The 17,045-nt window shown below is 64.7% G+C and carries 20 protein-coding genes; 14 read left to right on the top strand and 6 right to left on the bottom strand.

Annotated features, from left to right (window positions below):
* Positions 1-74: 74 nt before the first annotated feature.
* The 9 genes from DVK06_RS00310 to DVK06_RS19175 all read left to right on the top strand — a co-directional run bounded on the left by DVK06_RS00310 (position 75) and on the right by DVK06_RS19175 (position 9,347).
* A complete protein-coding gene (locus tag DVK06_RS00310; RefSeq protein ID WP_121598890.1) occupies positions 75-1,217 on the top strand; it encodes a glycosyltransferase in 1,143 nt (380 codons plus the stop codon).
* Complete coding sequence (locus DVK06_RS00305; RefSeq protein WP_121598889.1) at positions 1,214-2,479, top strand: glycosyltransferase; 1,266 nt, start codon at positions 1,214-1,216, stop codon at positions 2,477-2,479. Before DVK06_RS00310 ends, DVK06_RS00305 begins: the two co-directional genes overlap by 4 nt.
* Positions 2,476-3,441, top strand: coding sequence for a hypothetical protein (locus DVK06_RS00300; RefSeq protein ID WP_147438042.1), 966 nt, complete (start codon positions 2,476-2,478; stop codon positions 3,439-3,441). The genes DVK06_RS00305 and DVK06_RS00300 overlap by 4 nt, the downstream gene beginning before the upstream one ends.
* Positions 3,442-3,591: 150 nt before the next feature.
* Positions 3,592-4,629, top strand: a complete 1,038-nt coding sequence (locus DVK06_RS00295) for a hypothetical protein (RefSeq protein WP_121598887.1) — start codon at positions 3,592-3,594, stop codon at positions 4,627-4,629.
* Positions 4,626-5,582, top strand: a complete 957-nt coding sequence (locus tag DVK06_RS18165) for a hypothetical protein (RefSeq protein ID WP_147438041.1) — start codon at positions 4,626-4,628, stop codon at positions 5,580-5,582. The genes DVK06_RS00295 and DVK06_RS18165 overlap by 4 nt, the downstream gene beginning before the upstream one ends.
* A 44-nt stretch (positions 5,583-5,626) precedes the next feature.
* Positions 5,627-6,763: a sulfatase-like hydrolase/transferase gene (locus tag DVK06_RS00285; protein ID WP_121598885.1), complete on the top strand. Its 1,137-nt coding sequence runs from the start codon at positions 5,627-5,629 to the stop codon at positions 6,761-6,763.
* Positions 6,764-6,766: 3 nt separating this feature from the next.
* On the top strand, positions 6,767-8,236 hold the full coding sequence (locus DVK06_RS00280; protein ID WP_121598884.1) for an oligosaccharide flippase family protein: 1,470 nt from the start codon (positions 6,767-6,769) through the stop codon (positions 8,234-8,236).
* A 326-nt stretch (positions 8,237-8,562) separates the two neighbouring features.
* Positions 8,563-9,042, top strand: coding sequence for a hypothetical protein (locus tag DVK06_RS19180; protein ID WP_233561583.1), 480 nt, complete (start codon positions 8,563-8,565; stop codon positions 9,040-9,042).
* Positions 9,039-9,347, top strand: coding sequence for a hypothetical protein (locus tag DVK06_RS19175; RefSeq protein WP_233561582.1), 309 nt, complete (start codon positions 9,039-9,041; stop codon positions 9,345-9,347). Before DVK06_RS19180 ends, DVK06_RS19175 begins: the two co-directional genes overlap by 4 nt.
* 231 nt (positions 9,348-9,578) lie before the next feature.
* On the opposite strand, the gene DVK06_RS00270 is transcribed toward DVK06_RS19175, so the two are convergent.
* The 3 genes from DVK06_RS00270 to DVK06_RS00260 are packed head-to-tail and all read right to left on the bottom strand — an operon-like array spanning position 9,579 to position 10,581.
* Positions 9,579-9,851 carry a hypothetical protein gene (locus tag DVK06_RS00270; protein WP_121598883.1) on the bottom strand — a complete coding sequence of 91 codons (273 nt, stop codon included), beginning with the start codon at positions 9,849-9,851 and terminating at the stop codon, positions 9,579-9,581.
* Positions 9,848-10,228 (bottom strand): hypothetical protein, encoded by a 381-nt coding sequence (locus DVK06_RS00265; protein ID WP_233561580.1) that lies wholly within the window; start codon positions 10,226-10,228, stop codon positions 9,848-9,850. Before DVK06_RS00265 ends, DVK06_RS00270 begins: the two co-directional genes overlap by 4 nt.
* The gene (locus tag DVK06_RS00260) at positions 10,225-10,581 is read right to left on the bottom strand and encodes a winged helix-turn-helix domain-containing protein (protein WP_121598882.1); all 357 of its coding nucleotides are present in this window, start codon (positions 10,579-10,581) and stop codon (positions 10,225-10,227) included. Before DVK06_RS00260 ends, DVK06_RS00265 begins: the two co-directional genes overlap by 4 nt.
* A gap of 153 nt (positions 10,582-10,734) precedes the next feature.
* Between DVK06_RS00260 and DVK06_RS00255 the strand changes: the two genes are divergently transcribed.
* The 3 genes from DVK06_RS00255 to DVK06_RS00245 all read left to right on the top strand — a co-directional run bounded on the left by DVK06_RS00255 (position 10,735) and on the right by DVK06_RS00245 (position 13,187).
* On the top strand, positions 10,735-11,493 hold the full coding sequence (locus DVK06_RS00255; protein WP_121598881.1) for a sensor domain-containing protein: 759 nt from the start codon (positions 10,735-10,737) through the stop codon (positions 11,491-11,493).
* Positions 11,494-11,614: 121 nt separating this feature from the next.
* Positions 11,615-12,298 carry a sensor domain-containing protein gene (locus tag DVK06_RS00250; RefSeq protein WP_233561578.1) on the top strand — a complete coding sequence of 228 codons (684 nt, stop codon included), beginning with the start codon at positions 11,615-11,617 and terminating at the stop codon, positions 12,296-12,298.
* The gene (locus tag DVK06_RS00245) at positions 12,291-13,187 is read left to right on the top strand and encodes a DUF4097 family beta strand repeat-containing protein (protein WP_121598880.1); all 897 of its coding nucleotides are present in this window, start codon (positions 12,291-12,293) and stop codon (positions 13,185-13,187) included. The genes DVK06_RS00250 and DVK06_RS00245 overlap by 8 nt, the downstream gene beginning before the upstream one ends.
* A 296-nt stretch (positions 13,188-13,483) precedes the next feature.
* On the opposite strand, the gene DVK06_RS00240 is transcribed toward DVK06_RS00245, so the two are convergent.
* Positions 13,484-13,843: a hypothetical protein gene (locus DVK06_RS00240; RefSeq protein ID WP_121599297.1), complete on the bottom strand. Its 360-nt coding sequence runs from the start codon at positions 13,841-13,843 to the stop codon at positions 13,484-13,486.
* A 132-nt stretch (positions 13,844-13,975) separates the two neighbouring features.
* Here DVK06_RS00240 and DVK06_RS00235 point away from each other — a divergent pair, with 132 nt between their 5' ends.
* Positions 13,976-14,887 (top strand): NAD-dependent epimerase/dehydratase family protein, encoded by a 912-nt coding sequence (locus tag DVK06_RS00235; protein ID WP_121598879.1) that lies wholly within the window; start codon positions 13,976-13,978, stop codon positions 14,885-14,887.
* Between the two features lie 28 nt (positions 14,888-14,915).
* Here DVK06_RS00235 and DVK06_RS00230 read toward each other — a convergent pair whose 3' ends face one another.
* Positions 14,916-15,125 (bottom strand): hypothetical protein, encoded by a 210-nt coding sequence (locus tag DVK06_RS00230; RefSeq protein WP_053772031.1) that lies wholly within the window; start codon positions 15,123-15,125, stop codon positions 14,916-14,918.
* Complete coding sequence (locus DVK06_RS00225) at positions 15,118-15,381, bottom strand: hypothetical protein (protein WP_053772030.1); 264 nt, start codon at positions 15,379-15,381, stop codon at positions 15,118-15,120. Before DVK06_RS00225 ends, DVK06_RS00230 begins: the two co-directional genes overlap by 8 nt.
* A gap of 124 nt (positions 15,382-15,505) precedes the next feature.
* Here DVK06_RS00225 and DVK06_RS00220 point away from each other — a divergent pair, with 124 nt between their 5' ends.
* On the top strand, positions 15,506-16,777 hold the full coding sequence (locus DVK06_RS00220) for a trans-acting enoyl reductase family protein (protein ID WP_121598878.1): 1,272 nt from the start codon (positions 15,506-15,508) through the stop codon (positions 16,775-16,777).
* Positions 16,778-17,045 lie beyond the last annotated feature (268 nt).

Below are 17,045 nucleotides of genomic sequence, written 5' to 3'. Positions count from 1 at the left end.
AGCGGAGCGGCGGATCGGTCTCCGGTTTCGGTCATCCGCGTGGGTTTTTATTCTCAAGGCGTCAAGCGCGGTCTATGAGTCTACTCGTTGGCGTCGCCGGCACGCTGCTCGCGGTCGCGGCGACACCGTACCTCGCCTTTCTCGGGCTGTACGCATGGTTGCGACCGACCGGGTCGCCGGCAGAAAAATCCGAGGCAGAGCCCCCGGTCAGCATCGTCCTCCCGACGTACAACGAGTCGCGGATCGTCAAAGCGAAGCTCGACGATCTGCTGGCGCTGGACTACCCCATGGAGAAGGTCGAAATCGTCGTCGTCGATTCGTCTACCGACGACACGCGTGAAATCATTCGCGAGTACTTCTCGGAGCTCGGAGCGCCGGAGCTCACCTTGATCGAAGAAGACGAGCGTCGCGGCCTCGCGCCCGCGCTCAACGAGGCGTACGAGGCGGCCGAGCGCGAGATGGTGGTGAAGACCGACTGCGACTCCAAGCTCCCGCCGGACGTCCTCCGCGAAGCGGCCGCGAACCTCGCCGATCCGGATGTAGACGCCGTCACGGGACGCAACGTCGAGGTTCTCGGTGGAAGCCGCGTAGAGTCCGGGTACCGTGGGGTCCAGTCGCACATTCAACAGCTGGAATCCCATCTCGACTCGACGCTGATATTCCACGGGCCGTTTTCGGCGTTCGAGAACGACGCGTTGCTCCCGATCGACCCGAATTCCTTGGCCGACGACACGGAGTTAGCGTTGAAGATCCGCCGCCAGGGCGGACGCGTGATCTTCGACCCCGCGGTCCAGTACAAGGAGGCTAGTCACTCGGAGTTCGTCAAGCGGCGTAAACAGAAGGATCGACGCGCGATGGGGCTGATCCGACTACTGGTCCAGCACCGCGACGCGATTGGAAGGCACGGAAAATACGGAAAGTTGGTGTTGCCATTCAACTGGTGGTTCATGATCGTGTCACCGTGGCTGCTGACGGTGACGATGATCTTGGGAACGATCGGCGTAATTACGCAGTTTGGGGCCCTCGGACTGGCGTTGCCAGGTGGAGTGGGGCTGTTCACGTACCTTGGACAGCGGGACCTGCTCGGGCCCGTACAAGTGTTGTACTCACTGTTTGATACGCAGGTATCTCTTCTCCGAGCAGGTATCGATCTACTCCGCGGAAAAGGAGACGGAACATGGGAAGCGGACGCGGAACTCAGGGAGGTTTACGAATGAACAGGAAAGAAGCGAGAGATGAGGTCGGCGTAGACGAGATCTCTGATGCGGACTCGGGACCAGGTGGCGCTGAGACCTTTGATAGCATTGCTGTCGCACACGGCAACTATCTTGAACGCGGCGGTGCTGAACGCGTCTCGAATGAACTCGCGCGACTCTTCGACGCGCCACTCTACTATGGCTTCGGGGACCCAGACTACCTACCGAAAGACGTTGAGACCATAAGCCTGTTCAACAACTCGCCTGTTTCTTTCCTGAAACGGAACGTCTTCACACGGGACCTCTACTACGCGTGGGCCGCGCAGCGACTTCCCGAACTAACCGAGTATGACACGCTCGTCCTCTCGAAAAACGAACTGTCGTGGTACGTCCCCGAAGATGAACAAACGATCGTCCACTACATCCACAGCACGCCGCGCACGCCGTACGACTTGTTCCAACAGCGCGCTGATGGTGCGATAACTCGTCTCTATGCGTTCCTCGCTCGGACGTTATTCCTACCTAACACGAACTACCCGGATCGCTTCGTTGCCAACAGCGAACTCGTCGCGCGGAGAGTCCAGCTCTATTGGGGCGTTCCAAGTGAGAAGGTGAGCGTCGTCTACCCACCGGTCCCCGTTGAGGAGTATGAGCCCCGAGAGCGCGCAGACTACTACTTGACGTATTCCAGGCTCATCCCGGAGAAACGTATCGGCGCCATCGTCGACGCCTTCTGCGAGTTGGACGCCGAACTCATCGTCGGTGGCGCAGGCGGAGAGCGCGAGAATCTGGAATCTCGAGCACCGGAGAACGTTATGTTCGTTGGTTACATGGACGAAGAAGAGAAAAAACGCCGCCTCGGCGAGGCGAAAGCCCTACTCTTCAACGCGATGAACGAAGACTTCGGGATGATTCCCGTAGAGGCATTCGCCAGCGGTACGCCCGTCCTCGGAGCTGCCGAGGGGTACACAAAATACCAAATTCAGGATGGTAAAAACGGCTATACTCATGACCCGAATCCAGCGAGTATTCGTAAGTCGATAGTGCGCTTCGAACGGGATGGGGTCACATGGTCTCCTTCGCAGATTGAGGCGTATGCCCAACGATATAGTGCCGCCGCGTTTCGAGAGGGTATGCGCAAGGCCGTTGATCAAGCGCGAGATGAATCACGCGTGAGGGTACCCGAGGCGAACGTATCTCAGGACTCAAACAGTGGTCCAGAGAGCTCACGAGACGGCGAGGCCCACTCACCTGCTCCTTCCGAAGGAGGTGACGCGGATTGACGTTCAATGAGTGGATTGAAAATAGCGTCAAGCGCTTCGAACGGGACGGTGCGGCTATGGGTATTTACGGCGCTGTCCAAGAGCTATATGAAGGGGGACTGGGAAAAATTGGTGAACACGTATACAACTATGGCACTCCGGTATGGGAGAAGGAATGGGACGTGTTGGTCGTGTTGGATACCTGTCGTCCCGACCTGTTGGCCGAAGTCAGCGGCGAATACGAATTCCTTACAGAGTACGATCCCAATCACGACCGGATCAACTCCGTCGGGTCGCGCTCACCGGAGTGGATACGCAAAACATTTGATCCTGACAACTACAGTAAGGAACTGGGCGAGACGGCATACGTAAGCGCGAACCCACACACCAGAGACATACCCGATCCTGACGCGCTGTACCTGATGGATGAAGTCTGGAAGTACGCATGGGACGAGAACTGGGGAAACGTCCCGCCAGAAAGTCTAACCGACCGCGCCGTCGCCGTCTGGCGCGAGTACGACGCAGAGCGGCTGATAGTTCACTATATGCAACCCCACGCCCCATACCGGCCCTTCGTACAGAAACATCCGGAGTGGTACTCTCTCACAGTGGGGATGGACAATCCGGCAGACCGTCCGGAGATGAACATGTGGGAACGCTTACGGACCGGACGCCTCTCGGTCGAGAACACGTGGGAGGCTTATCGGGACACCCTGCGATGGGTTCTCGATAACGGTGTGTTGCCGCTCTTGGAGAACGTTGACGGAAAGGTTGCGGTGACCAGTGACCACGGCGAGGGGTTCGGCGACTGGTGGTATTACGGCCACAGCACGCCCGCACCTATCCCACCGCTCAAGAGAGTGCCATGGGCAACGACGGAAGCGAGCGACTCAAGAGAACTCAATCCAGAGATAGAGCCTCAGGCTGTCCGACTGAGCGATAGGGAAGTCGAGGACCGCCTCGCAGCCCTAGGATACCGTTGACTGTCTTCAACGAGCGCTTGAGATCTATTGAGAGCCCTCCGAGGCACATATGGTCGATTTGTTGGTCGCTGCTGATAGGGAAGTGTTAAAAGGAGCGGGGGCAACCTTGGTAGTAACTTGTCGTGCTGCCCGGCACGACGACACCTCAATATGACGCTTCAGGACTGGATGGACGAATCCCGTGACCGCGTGGCAGAACACGGCGTTCTCACCGGTGCGCGGGGATCCGCCGAGGCACTACTCACCGGAGTCCTCGACCGAGTCGGGCGGAACGGCTACAACTACGGAACGTCGATATTTGAGCGCGAGTGGGACGTCCTAGTCGTCCTTGATACCTGTCGTCCGGACTTGCTCGCGGAGATGGCGCAAAATTACGATTATGTCCCTCGTGATGTACCAACACATACCTCCCTGGGGTCGGCTTCCATCGAGTGGGTAAAGAAGAACTTCACCGACGACGATTACTCCAAACCAACGATAGATCAGACCGTAAACGACAATTACGAGGACAAATTGGCAGACACGGCGTATGTCACTGCCAACCTCTTCGCCGAGCATATTGATGAGGGAGCCCTCCTCCACTTGGACGAGGTACACGAGTACGGCTGGAACGACGATGACTACACTACACCGCCAGAAGTCGTCACCGAGCGCGCCGTTGCCGCCGCACGGGAGCACGACCCCGAATATTTGATCGTCCACTACATGCAACCTCACGCACCTTACCGCTCGATGATCGACCGCTACGGTTGGGACGAGAAACCTGGTATTGGCAACCAGGGGGCAACACACCCAGCACGTGAGATGTGGGAAGAACTCCGCGCGGGCGCAGTGTCGGTCGAGGAAGTCTGGAACGCTTACCGCGATAACCTCCGCTGGGTGATGGAGGACGGCGTCGAACCACTTCTGAACAACGTCGACGCCGAGACAGTCGTTCTCTCCAGCGACCACGGCGAAGTGTTTGGCCGCTGGGGCCTACGGAAGTGGACAGGTAGCGGCCAAACGGGCAGGGAGTGGGGCACCTACGCCCACCCACCGTATGTTCCGATCCGGACGCTAAAGGAGGTGCCGTGGGTCGAGACGAGCGCGACAGATTCGGGCGCACTCGAGGTAGAGACCGAACCCCCCAAGTCTGAGGTCTCCGAGTCGGAGCGTCAGGATCGCCTCGAGGCCCTCGGGTATGTATGACATTCGTGGACTGGCTTGAGGAGTCTCGGTTCAAACTCGAACAATACGGGCTGCGTAAGGGTGGGCGCTCAGCCGCTTTGGACTTCTGGGGCGGAGCCCTGCGTCACGCCTCTCACACCTTTGGATTCGACCAGCGGGGTACAAGCGTCTACGAAAAAGAGTGGGATGTGCTCTTGCTCCTTGACACTTGTCGTCCTGATGTAATGTCTGACGTAGCAGACGAATACGACTTTCTCCCCAACGAAGTTCCTTCTCTCACCTCAATCGGCTCCACGTCATGGGAGTTCCTCGACCGGACGTTCGCAGGGGAAGATCCGGTCACTGTGTCTAACACTGCTTACGTCTGCGCAAACAACTTTTCACAGGAGTTCGGCAACGCGTTTGAACCCAATCCCGAAGCTTTCGGGCTGCTTGACGAGGTATGGCGTTACGGCTGGGACGACGATCTTGGCGTCGTCTCCCCTGAAACTGTCACAGACCGGGCTGTTTCGGTCGGCCGTGAAAGCGACTTCGACCGATTGATCGTCCACTATATGCAACCACATGTTCCCTACCGAACGCTCAACGTGGGCGATCGTGCGGATGCGGACGAGCGCGGCGAAGCAAAAAAGTCGGTGTGGGATCTCCTCCAGATGGGAGAAATGGATCGAGAAGAGGCGTGGGACGCTTACCGAGACAATCTCCGCTGGGTACTCGATGACGGGGTCATGCCGCTCTTGAAGAACCTTGACGCAGAGACGGTCGTCATCTCGAGCGACCACGGCGAGGCTTTCGGCGAGTGGGGCCTCTACGGCCACTACCGTCACGTTCCAGTACCCGCTCTTCGGGAAGTTCCGTGGGTGGAGACAAGTGCTACTGACGAACGGACTCTGGAACCAGAGGTAGAGCCCGAAGAGATAGAACTCGAACAGTCGACGCTGGAGGACCGCTTGACAGCACTTGGATATAGATGAGCACCGCACGAGATTTATATCGGAACGGCATCAAGGGGCGAACAATGAGCGCGCCTGCCCTTCTCGTCACCGTGGACTCCCTGCGCTACGATCACTTCCAGTATATGCCCGAGACGCGGGCGTTTCTGGGCGAGTCCCACCCGGCGACATTCGCGACGAACACGGCGACACCCTCCTGTTTCCAGTCGATTATCGGCGGGATCTACCCGGACGATGCGGGCGTGACGTCCGAAGAAAGCTTCGTGCCGAAGGTCGACGCCGGCTACAAGATAGGAGTCTCAACGAACAGGTTCCTATCCGAGCGCTACGGCTACGACGTGGGCTTCGACCGCTTTATCGAGCCCGAGCGCGACGGATCTTCACTGAAGGATCGGGTTGCGGCGAACATGACGCCACAGAGCACTATCTACGGTATTGCCTCGCGAGCGTACAATTTCTATCAGAGCCTCCGGGGCACAGTCGGAGACGCCTCCCGAGACTATCGACCCGCGGCTGAGGTCATCGACGACCTGTTGGAGAGCGTCGCGACAGAAGCACCCGACGGCGACTGGTTCGGCTGGCTTCACTTTATGGAGCCTCACCACCCGTATAACCCAGACGACGCCCCGGTCTCGCGGACGGAGGCCCAGCAGGTCACCCGTCGACTGCTTGACGGCCGTGGGAGCGAGGCAGACGCCGAATTAGGACGTGAACTCTACCGGGGCGAGGTTGAGGAGCTTGACGATCGCCTCGCGCGCCTCTGGGATACAGTGCCCGACGAAACGCGAGTACTGTTCTGTGCTGACCACGGTGAGCTGCTCGGCGAGTACGGTGAGTGGGGGCACCACGCGACGATGTGCCCCGAGATACTGCGTGTACCGGCGGCCGGGCGGAATCTTCCAGTTGAGCTTGGCGATAGCGAGGTCCGGAGCCTTGTGGACATACCATCGGTCTTTTTAGGTACTGAATACGGCGATGGGTGTCTCTCACGGGATACCGCATTTGCTGCGTCGAACGGTAGCCACGCCGCGATGAATGCTCAGCACTTCGCCAGCGTTGAGGGCGTGCGAACCCTTGATGGAGAAGGTGCGACCGACCGAGACCTCGAAATGGCGCTGGGGGAGTGGTCAACCACCGCGGCAGAGCCTGTATCGAAGGACCAACTGCCCGAAGATGACCTTGAAGCCCTAGGCTATAAGTAGCTGATGGCGGAGAACACTGCCGAGCTTGATCTGGGTAGTGAAGCCCTGTCCTCAGTCGTAGCAAAGTTCACCATGTCTGGGCTGGGGTTCGTCGGGGTGGTATTATTTGCTCGTGTTCTCGGCCCAGCGGGGACGGGGCGATATTACTTTGCGCTCGCGATAGCGTTACTTCTTGTCCGTGTCGACGCGGGCGTGGGGATTGCGCTGAAGAAGCGCGTAAGCGAGGTGGGTTCGGACCCTCGCCCGTATCTAACCGTGGGGTTAGCCTTTCACTTCGCATGGGTCATTCTCGTTGCGACTACCACGCTTGTTGTCGCGTACTACACTCCGTTCCTGCCGATGACGCCGCTCGTCGTCTCGGCTGTCATATCCGTGCTCGCCACGGTCGGACTCTTCCAGATCCTCAATCGTTTCTATGCTGGGTTAGGATATCCAAGTCGCTCGCTGTGGGCCGATACTATCCGGAGCGTGCTCACGCTCGGCTTCCAACTCCCACTGCTATTCGCGGGTTATGAAACATTCGGCTTACTTGCTGGTCTTGCTGCGGGGACGTTCATTACAGCCATCGGCGTATCTGCTGCCGCGGGTATCCGCCCTGGACTCAAAGGCTTCAGAAACACTGGCGAGGATCTCTTTGTCTTCGCGCGCTACTCTGTGCCTACCGCCGTCGTCGAAGATTTCTATAAGCGTGTCGACGTAATCTTGATCGGATTCTTTGCAGGCGACGCGGCAGTAGGATTCTACGAGACAGCGTTGCGAATCGTCACGCCGGCCCAACAACTCTCTGGAAGCATTTCGAACGCACTTGGTGTGAAAGTAAGCGGGCTTACTTCGCTTGGGCAAGAGATAAGGGGGGATATCGTAAATACCGTGGCCTATTCGGGACTGCTCATTCTTCCGATGTTCTTCGGTGCGCTGGCAATGCCAGCAGCACTAATGCGTACTTTCTTCGGGTCGAGTTTCGGCGTTGGTGGTCCAGCGCTCGTCGGTGTGGCCAGCTTCTTCATATTTTACATCTACCAAGACCCGTTTGCGACAGCTCTTGAGGGCTCTGACCGCCCGCAGTTCGTCTTCTGGCTCCGTACAGCAGCACTTCTCATTCACCTCCCGCTTGCTGTCATACTCGGTTACTACTGGGACGGCCTACTTGGTGTCATCGTGGCGACCATTTCGGTAGAAGTTTTGCTATTTATTGCCTACCAATACGTAAGCGAGAGGAACCTGGGTGGTGTTATTCTTCCTCGGCCCATCTGGGCACAACTCGGGAGTGCTGTACTGATGTATGTCGCTGTCATCGCTATCAGACCCTTAATCTCACTATCTTGGTGGCTCCCGGTCGTAGGGCTTGTTGCCTTCGGCGCTGCTACTTACTTTGCTACGTTGACTGCTCTTAGTTCGCACTTTCGAGTCACAATCGGTAATGTTCTTTTACCTGCTCTCCGACGAACTGAGCAGCGTATCGACGAATTCTGAAGCTCTTCCTCATCACATGATTCGTTTTCAGAGGATCTGGCGCAATGTGGGTGTCAGAGTCTAGGCTCAGACGGTGCGCCGTCGTTTCCATGCGCGCGACGAGGAGTTCTGTTCTAGTTGACCGCTAGTGTTTTATTTCTCTTCGACAACTCTGGAAAAACCCCTCTTCGTAGCAGATCGTTCCAGATGTTAGCTTTGGAGGATTGTACTGATATTGAATCCGGCGTATCTCTTTCCGGGCAACGTGCCGTTTGGCGTGTCGCCACCGGTCGGCACGTGGCCGCGCCGCTCGAAAGTTTTTACCGATCGGGATTTCGGTTCAGTGTATGATCCGCGACATCATATTGCTAAGCAGACGCGGCATCCTCGCGACGCTCGGCGGCGTCGCGGCGCTCGCCGGCGGCACAGCCGTCGCCGGCGCGACAGAATCGACGGCGCTGCCCGACCCCATCACAGGCGCGGCGACGAAGCACTGTTCGACGCTGCCGGAAGTCGACGCCCTCTGGCGGCCGTCGGTCGCCGAGGCGTACGCCCGGGAGGCAGTCGAGACGCTCACCGGGACGGTCGCGGAGAACTGGCGGCGGTGGGCGGAGATCGGAACGGTCGACGACGAGGGCGCGCTGATCACCACGGATTCGGGCGGCGGGCTCGAAGACCCTCGCGAGCCCCTCGACAAGGGCGACCACGACATGGCCCTGTTCCGCGCGCGGTATGACCTCCGGTTCGCGGGCGAGGCGCTGGGGTACGCCCGCGCCGAGCAGAACGCGGTCGATCCGGCGACGCTCGGCGACCACGCCGCGTCGTGACGAAGCGTGCGGGGCGGTCGCGAGGACCCGAACCCTATCCCACGAACGATCCGGCGCGGGACCTTGAGTGGTACGTCCAGATCGAGGCGATGATTCAGTCGGCGAGCGCGCTGTCGGCTCGTGCGCTCTCGGACGACGACGCCGAGCGCGGCGGCGACGGCGAGGCGCCCTCGGAGTGGGTCGACCGCCTCGTCGTTGAGCCGGACGACACCGGGGTCGAATCGGGTCACGCGCTCACCGCGAAGCGCCGGGCACAGGCGACCGACCAGTCGGTCGTCGGGAACGACCTCAGCCCGCTCTGGTGACGCAGATCGGCCGCGCAGTCGGGGACCTCCAGGTCGCGGAGGTGGGGTTCGGTGGCGGCCTCGATGGGGAGATGTGGCGCGAGCGGTCGTAGGCGTACCTCTACGCGCTGGTCGGGCGCGCCAATTTAGAGGCGTTCCCGCCGCTCCGTGACGCGATTATCCGCCCCGACTGATCGATCGCGGCGCTCCGATCGTTGAGAGAGCGACACGCCGCCGGCACGCTCGTCCGCGTCAGTCGGTCACCGACCCCGCGAGCGCCACGAGGCCGATCAAATGCGCCACCGTGACCCCGAACACCGTCGCGGCGTCGGAGAGCCCGAGGAGCGGCGTCACGCCGTACGCGATCACGTACGGGAGGACCGCGATACACGCGACGCCGACGGCCAACAGGAGCATCGTCCGGCTCCCGTTCCGGCGGCCGCCGTCGTACGCCAGGTACGCGACGTACGTCCCGAGGCAGGCGGTCGCGACCCCGCCGGCGGTCGCGACGACGGACAGCGTCACCGGTGGACCACCCCGAGGACGAGGAGCAGGCCGCAGAGCTTGCTCGCGGTCACGACCACCGTGCGCTCGGTGGCGGTCACCCACGCGACGTTGCCGAAGGCCAGCCGGAGGAACATCGGCAGCGGGGCTAAGAGCAGGAGCCCGAGCGTGAGGAACAGCAGCGGCCGCCGCCGCGTGCGGAGGTAGCCGCGCGCGAAGCGGTACGTGACGAACACCGCGAGCAGCACCGAGAGGAGGAACGCGGCGATCGTGATCGCGGCGAGCCCGCCGCCGCCGACCACGTCGACCTGCGCCGGGATGCTCGCCCGGCCGACAAGCGGGACGCTCCGTTGGCCGACCGCCGCGAGTGCCGTCGTCGCAGCGCGCATTCCGATCATCCCGAGAGCTCCTCGTAGAGCCGCGTCAGTCGGTCCGCGGCCGTCTCGTCGACATAGTCCACGCTCACTTCGAACCCGCTCGTGGTCAGGTCCACCGACACGCGGTTGAGCCGTGCGGCGTACACCTGCTGGGGGCCGCGGTCCGGGTCGACCTCCTGTACCGTCTCGACGAGGTCCTGTTCGCGGAGGCGTTCCAGGCGGCGGTAGACGGTCGCCTCGGAGGCGTCGCAGGCCTCGCTGAGCGCGCGCGCCGAGCGCGTCTCCTCGTAGGTCTCGATGAGGATCTGCCTGGCGTACTCGTCGTCGAGCAGCGAGTACACCTCCCGTTGGTCGACGGACGCCTCCGAGGCCATCCGGCTGAACGTCGCCGGCGGGAAACTTAATTTCCCCGGCGGCGTCACGCCCGCACCGAACCGATCTCCCGTTCGCGCTCCGCGGACGAACCGCTCGGGACGGTGATAGGACCGAAATTTAATACGACCGGTGGCAGACGGTCCAGACGGCAGATGGCCCTCTCAGACGCGCTCTCGGTTCCCTCCGCAGACAGCGGCGTCGTTCGCGCGGTGCTGTTGACGCCGTTCCGGCCGCGAACCTACGCCGCCGCCGCGTACCTGGCCCTCGCGTTCCCGCTCGGCATCGCCTACTTCGTCGGCACGGTGGTCGGGATCTCGCTCGGGCTCGGCCTCTCCGTCCTCGTGGTCGGCGTGCCGATACTCGCCGCGACGCTCGGCGGCGTGGTGGCGGTGTCGATCGGCGAGCGCGCGCTCGCGGAGGCCCTCCTCGGCGCCGACATCACCCCGCCGTCGTGGAAGGTCCGCGAGGCGTCGGGCGTGACCGACGGCGCCGTGGCGGTCGTGACCGACCTGGCGGTGTGGGGCGCCGTCGCGTTCGTCCTCTCGAAGCTGGTCGTCGGCGTCGCCGGCTTCACGCTCCTCACGGTCCTCCTCAGCGTCGGCGGGTCGCTGCTGGCGACGCCGCTGTACTACGACGCCCCGGGCGCGTCGGTCGGGCTCATTCTTCCGGAGCCGATCCGGCGAGAGCTGTCGCTCGTCGTCCCGTGGGAGCAGTTCGAGGTCGGCGTCTCGTTCATCGTGCGGCTCACGTCGTGGGAGGTGTCGACGCTGCCGGGCGCGCTGGCGATGTCGCTCCTCGGCGTCCTGGCGCTCCTCGTGGGGCTCAACGTGCTCTACGCCGCCGGTTGGCTCTGTGCCCGGTGGGCCGAGCTCACCCTTGGGCAGGGCGCGCTGTCGATCGGAACGGACTGAGCTCGGGGCCGGCGTTCAGGACGGTCGGCACGAAACTCTTACTTATACTTTGGGTGGCGTTGCCGGATCAGCAGCGCTCGATTCTTTATATGTCGACGGGGCGGCAAGCCGTAAGCGCAGTATGAGCGACCACAGTTGGTCTCCGCGCTCGCCGGGCGAGGCGCTCGCGCGCTTCGTCGGTGTGCCCTTCGACGGACAGACGTATCGCAACCTCGCGTACCTCCTGTTGGCGTTCCCGCTCGGGATCGCCTACTTCACGGTCGTCACCACCGGTCTCTCGACCGGCCTCGGCCTGCTCGTCACGTTCGCGGGCGTTCCGGTCGTCCTCCTGACGCTGCTCGTGACGCTCGGAATTGGGTCGTTCGAGCGCCGGCTCGCGGACTGGCTCCTTGACGTCGACGTCGCGGCCGCGCCCGCCGACGTCGACCTCGAGTTCGGGTCGGTCGAGGAGGCGCTCGGGACGACGAAGCGGATCCTCACGGCCCCGACAACCTGGACCGGCCTCGTGCTCGTCGGCCTCAAGTTCGTCTACGGCGTCGTGGCGTTCACCGCGCTCGTCACCGCGGTCGCGCTCTCGGCCACGCTGATCAGCATGCCCGTCTTCTACGACGCCCCCGGGGTGACGTACACGTTCGGCCCCTACGTGGTCGACACGCTGCGCGAGGCGGCCGCGGGCGCCGGCCTCGGCGTCCTCCTCGCGCTGGTGTCGCTCCACGTGCTCAACGGGGTCGCCAGGTTCGGCGGGTTCCTCACCGACGCGCTGCTCGGCGGCGCGGCGCGGACCGCGGAGGACGCCGATGCCTGACGGGTCGCCCGACGGCGCGTCGGCCACGCGCCGGGGCCTGCTCGGCGCCGTCGGCGTCGGCCTCGGAACCGCCCTGGCCGGCTGCGCCGGCGTCGTCGATGTCGATCGACGGACGGAGACGGAGCGACGGACCGTCGACCCCACGGCGGTCTCGACGCTGGCCGTGACCGACGTTGCCGGCGACGTCTCGTTTAGCGCCGAGCCCCGCGACGACATCGAGGTCGTCGCCCGCAAGCGCGCCGTCGGCGGCGTCTCGCTCGACGAGTTCGAGGTGACGGCCCGGGTGACCGGTGACCGACTTGAGGTGACCACCGACGAGCCGCGCATCGTCGGGTTCGGCGGCGGGAGCGTCGACGTCGAGGTCACCGCGCCGCCGGACGTCGACGTCGATAGGTTCCGGTCCGCCGACGGCGACGTCCACGCGGCGTCCGTTCCCGACGGTGCGGCGCTGGTCGCGGTCGACGGCGACGTGTCGGTGACCGACGCCCGGGGCGCCGTGCGCCTCGAGTCCCGTGACGGCGACGTCCGCGTCGACGGGGCCGCCGGGGCCGTCACGGCGACGACCGCGGACGGCGCGGTCCGCGTCCGCGACCCCGAGAGCGTCGAGACCCTCCGGACCCGCGACGGCGACGTCGTCGCCGACGTCCCCGAGGTCGCGGCGGACGCGACGGTCGAATCGTCGGACGGCGACCTGCTGCTCCGGCTCGGTGACGACCTCGAGGCGGCGCTCACCGCTCGCACGTACGACGGTGACTTCGCACTCTCGGGAGGCGGCCCCGGGTTCCGCGTCCGCGAGCGCACCGAGAACCGACTGCGAGCGTCCGTCAACGGCGGCGACGGCGCGCTGACGGCGCGGACCAACGACGGCGACATCACGATCCGAGCGTGAGCGCCCCGGACCGTCCCCGCTGACGCCGCGTTTCCGCCCGGACCTGCCTCGCTTTTCGGCCCTCCTCGCTTTTCGGCCCTCCTCGCTCGACCCGGACCGCTGAAACCACGCCCGTCACCGCCCCCAGGGGCCTCCGCGCCTCGTCCTCCCGTCGAGCGCCCACCGGCGCGAAACGAGGCGTCGATCGGCACAGGTTCGGAGACGGACCAGTCGAGTGCGCCGCCCCCGACCGGTCGGTATCGATCGTGGGCCACTACGAGCCGGTGGCGCCGGTGCGCTGGCCCCACGAGGCCCGCCTACAGCCGGTCGAGCGCCTCGTCGAGGTCGAACTGCTCCGTCGTCTCCTCGAACGACTCCCCGCCGCCGCGCGCCTCGGTCTCGTCGTCGGTCTCGCCTTCCGCGGGCGCGGGGCGGACGCTGACGAGGGCGTCGTCGACCGCGTCCGTCGTCACCGTCGCCGCGAACCGCTCGCGCTCGCTCGCGGGGCCCTCGAACGGTTCGATCCGATCGACGCCGTCGACAGCGCACTCGACCGCGAGGCAGACCGCCGCGCGGAGGCGGTCGACGGTTCCCCACCCGGCCGGCGGGACCCGCGGGAGGTCTCGCTCGTGGAGGCGCCACGTCTCGATCACCAGTTCCGCCTCGCGGGTCGACATCTCTGATCCCTCTTCCGGCGCCGCGAGCAAGTCGCTTTCGCCGCGTGCGGAGCCGCGAGTCTGCCCGCCCGCCGCCTCGGTCATCCTCGCGAAACCGAAGCGCTGAACCGTCGGCTCTGAGGACACTCGTTCATGAAGGACAAACGAGTCCTCGTCACGGGCGGCGCGGGATTCATCGGCTCGAACCTCGCGAACCGCCTCGCCGCCGACAACGACGTGATCGCGGTCGACGACACCTACCTCGGCACGCCCGAGAACCTCGACGACGACGTCGAGTTCGTCGAGGCCTCCGTCGTCGACGGCGAGTTCCCGGTCGACGTCGACGCCGTCTTCCACCTCGCCGCGCTCTCCTCGCGGAACATGCACGAGAGCGACCCTCAGCGCGGCTGCCGCGTTAACGTCGAGGGGTTCGTCAACACGGTCGAACGCGCTCGAAAGGAGGGCTGTGACACCGTCGTCTACGCCTCGACCTCCTCGATCTACGGCAGCCGCACCGAGCCCTCGCCGGTCGACATGGACGTGGAGGCGCGCACCGCCTACGAGGCCTCGAAGCTCGCCCGCGAGCGCTACGCCGAGTACTACGCCAACCACCACGACATGGCGATGGCCGGGTTGCGGTTCTTCTCGGTGTACCAGGGCTTCGGCGGCAACGAGGAGCACAAAGGCGAGTACGCGAACACGGTCGCGCAGTTCGCGGACGCGATCGCCGCAGGCGAGTCCCCCGAGCTGTTCGGCGACGGCACCCAGACCCGCGACTTCACGCACGTCTCGGACGTGGCCCGCGCGTGTGAGCTGGCGGCCGACAACGAGCTCACCGGCGTGTACAACGTCGGTACCCAGGAGGCGTACACGTTCAACGAGATGGTCGCGATGATCAACGACGCGCTCGGCACCGACGTCGACCCCGAGTACATCGAGTGTCCGTTCGACGGCTACGTCCACGACACGATGGCGGACTACTCGCAGTTCCACGAAGCGACCGGCTGGGAGCCCGAAATTAGCTTCGAGGAGGGCGTCGAACTCGTCTGCGAACCGTACCAGTAGTTTCGAACGGGGACGAAGACGGCGGCGGTCAGGACGCGTCGACCGCGCTGCCGGCAGCGACGAGGAAGCCGATGATGGCGGTGATCAGCCCCACCATCCCGATGGCGACGGCGCCGATCTGGAACGCGTCACCGGACAGTCGCTGCGCTGTGAGGAACAGGAAGACGGTCGTGACGAAGCCGACGAGCGCCAGGATCCGCCCGAAGCGGGCGGTGTCGATCCCGGGTTCGCTAGACACGGTTTAGGATCTCCTTGAGGACGCCCTGGTACTCGTCGTCGGTCGCGGCGTTGCCGAGCGAGTGGATCGACTGCGAGATCCACAGCCCCGCCGTGAAGTTGATGAACGCCGCCATCGAGACGGTACCGACCTGTCCCTCGACGAACAGCCCCGTGTACACCGCCCCGATGAACCCCAACACCATCAGGCTGTGCGTGACGAGCGAGCGGGTACCGAAGTCGGCGAGCTGTAGTGACAACCGAGTGCCAACGGCCATACCATTGTGTACGGCCCCGGCGTTAAAGAGGTAGCGCGTGTCGGGGCCTCGTGACGCCCTGATCGCCGGCGGTCGCCACGCGGTACCGCACCAGTTTACCGACGCCGCCCCCTAGCGCCACCGAATGACTGACGCCGAGCCGACGCACGACGTCGTGGTGTGGGGCGCGACCGGGGTCGCCGGGCGGTTCACGGCCGAGTACCTCGCCGAGCGGTACGGTCCCGACGAGCTCTCGCTGGCCGTCGGCGGCCGGGACCGAGCGAAGCTCGACGCGGTCGCCGACGACCTCGCCCGTCGCAGCGACGCGCGGGACGACGTGGCCGTCGTCGTGGGCGACGCCACCGACCCCGAGAGCCTGCGCGCGGTCGCCCGAGACGTGGAGGTGGTGTGTACGACGGTCGGCCCGTACACCCGGCTGGGGACGCCGTTGGTCGAGGCCTGCGTCGAGACCGGCACGGACTACTGCGACCTCACCGGCGAGGTGAACTGGGTGCGCGAGACCGTGGACCGCTTCCACGAGGCGGCGGTCGACGCCGACGCCAGGATCGTCCACAGCTGCGGGTTCGACTCGGTCCCGGCGGACCTCGGTACCCTGCTCGCGCAGTCGTGTGCGCGAGAGGCGCACGGCGCGCCCTGCGAGACGGTCCGGATCTACCTCGACGGCGGCAGCGGGAGCGTCAGCGGCGGCACGCTCGCGAGCGCGGGCGAGCTGTTCGAGGCGGCCGCGACCGACCCGCTCGCGCGGGAGACGCTCCGGAACCCCTACTCGCTGGCGCCGCGCGGCGAGCGGAGCGGCGTCGACCCGGGCGCACAGCGGTGGCCGCGGCGGGACGCGCTTCGCGGCGAGTGGACGGCGCCGTCGCCGATGGCCGCGGTGAACGAGCGGGTGGTGCGCCGGAGCAACGCGCTCCTCGGGTACCCGTGGGGGCGCGAGTTCCGGTGTTCGGAGGTGGTCCCGACCGGCGAAGGGGTGCGGGGCGCGGCGACCGCGGGCGCCGTCGCCGGCGGGCTCGGCCTGTTCACGGCCGCGATGTCGGTCGGGCCGCTGCGCTCAGCGCTCCGGCGGCACGTCTTCCCAGACCCGGGCGAGGGGCCAACGCGGGAGGAGGCCGAGGCGGGCCACTTCCGGATCCGCGTCCTCGGACGCGGGACGGCCTCGGACGGTCCCTTCACTGTGGAGGCCGAGTTCGGCGCCGACCGCGACCCGGGGTACGGCGCCACAGCGCGGATGCTCGGCGAGTCGGCCGTCTGCCTGGCGCGCGGCGATGTCGACTCGCCCTTCGACGGCGGCGTGTTGACCCCGGCGTCGGGGATCGGTCGCCCGCTCGCGGACCGGCTGCGCGAGGGCGAGTTCACGGTCTCGGTCGACCCGGCCGGACCGACCGTCGGCGAGTGAGCCGCTCAGGCCGACCGCGAGTCCCGCTTCTTGTAGTCGGTGGAGTCGGCGCCGCGGAGCTCTTCGAGTAAGTGGTGGCCGCGCGAGCGCCCTCGCCCACGGAGGTCGCGATCCGCCGGCGGCCGCCGGTGACGTCGCTCGCGGCGTACACCCGGTCGACCGGCGTCGACTGGTCGAGGTCGGTGACGAGGTCCTCGCCCTCGACGGGCACGCCGAGCGTCCCCGCGAGGTCGGTGTAGATGACTGTGGCGGGGTTGTCGCGGTGGCA

It is taken from the genome of Halorubrum sp. Atlit-28R, from assembly GCF_003665955.1.
GTDB classification, from domain to species: Archaea; Halobacteriota; Halobacteria; order Halobacteriales; family Haloferacaceae; genus Halorubrum; species Halorubrum tropicale.
Note: the sequence above shows the minus strand (reverse complement) of the source record. Positions and strands in the feature narration are given on the sequence as shown.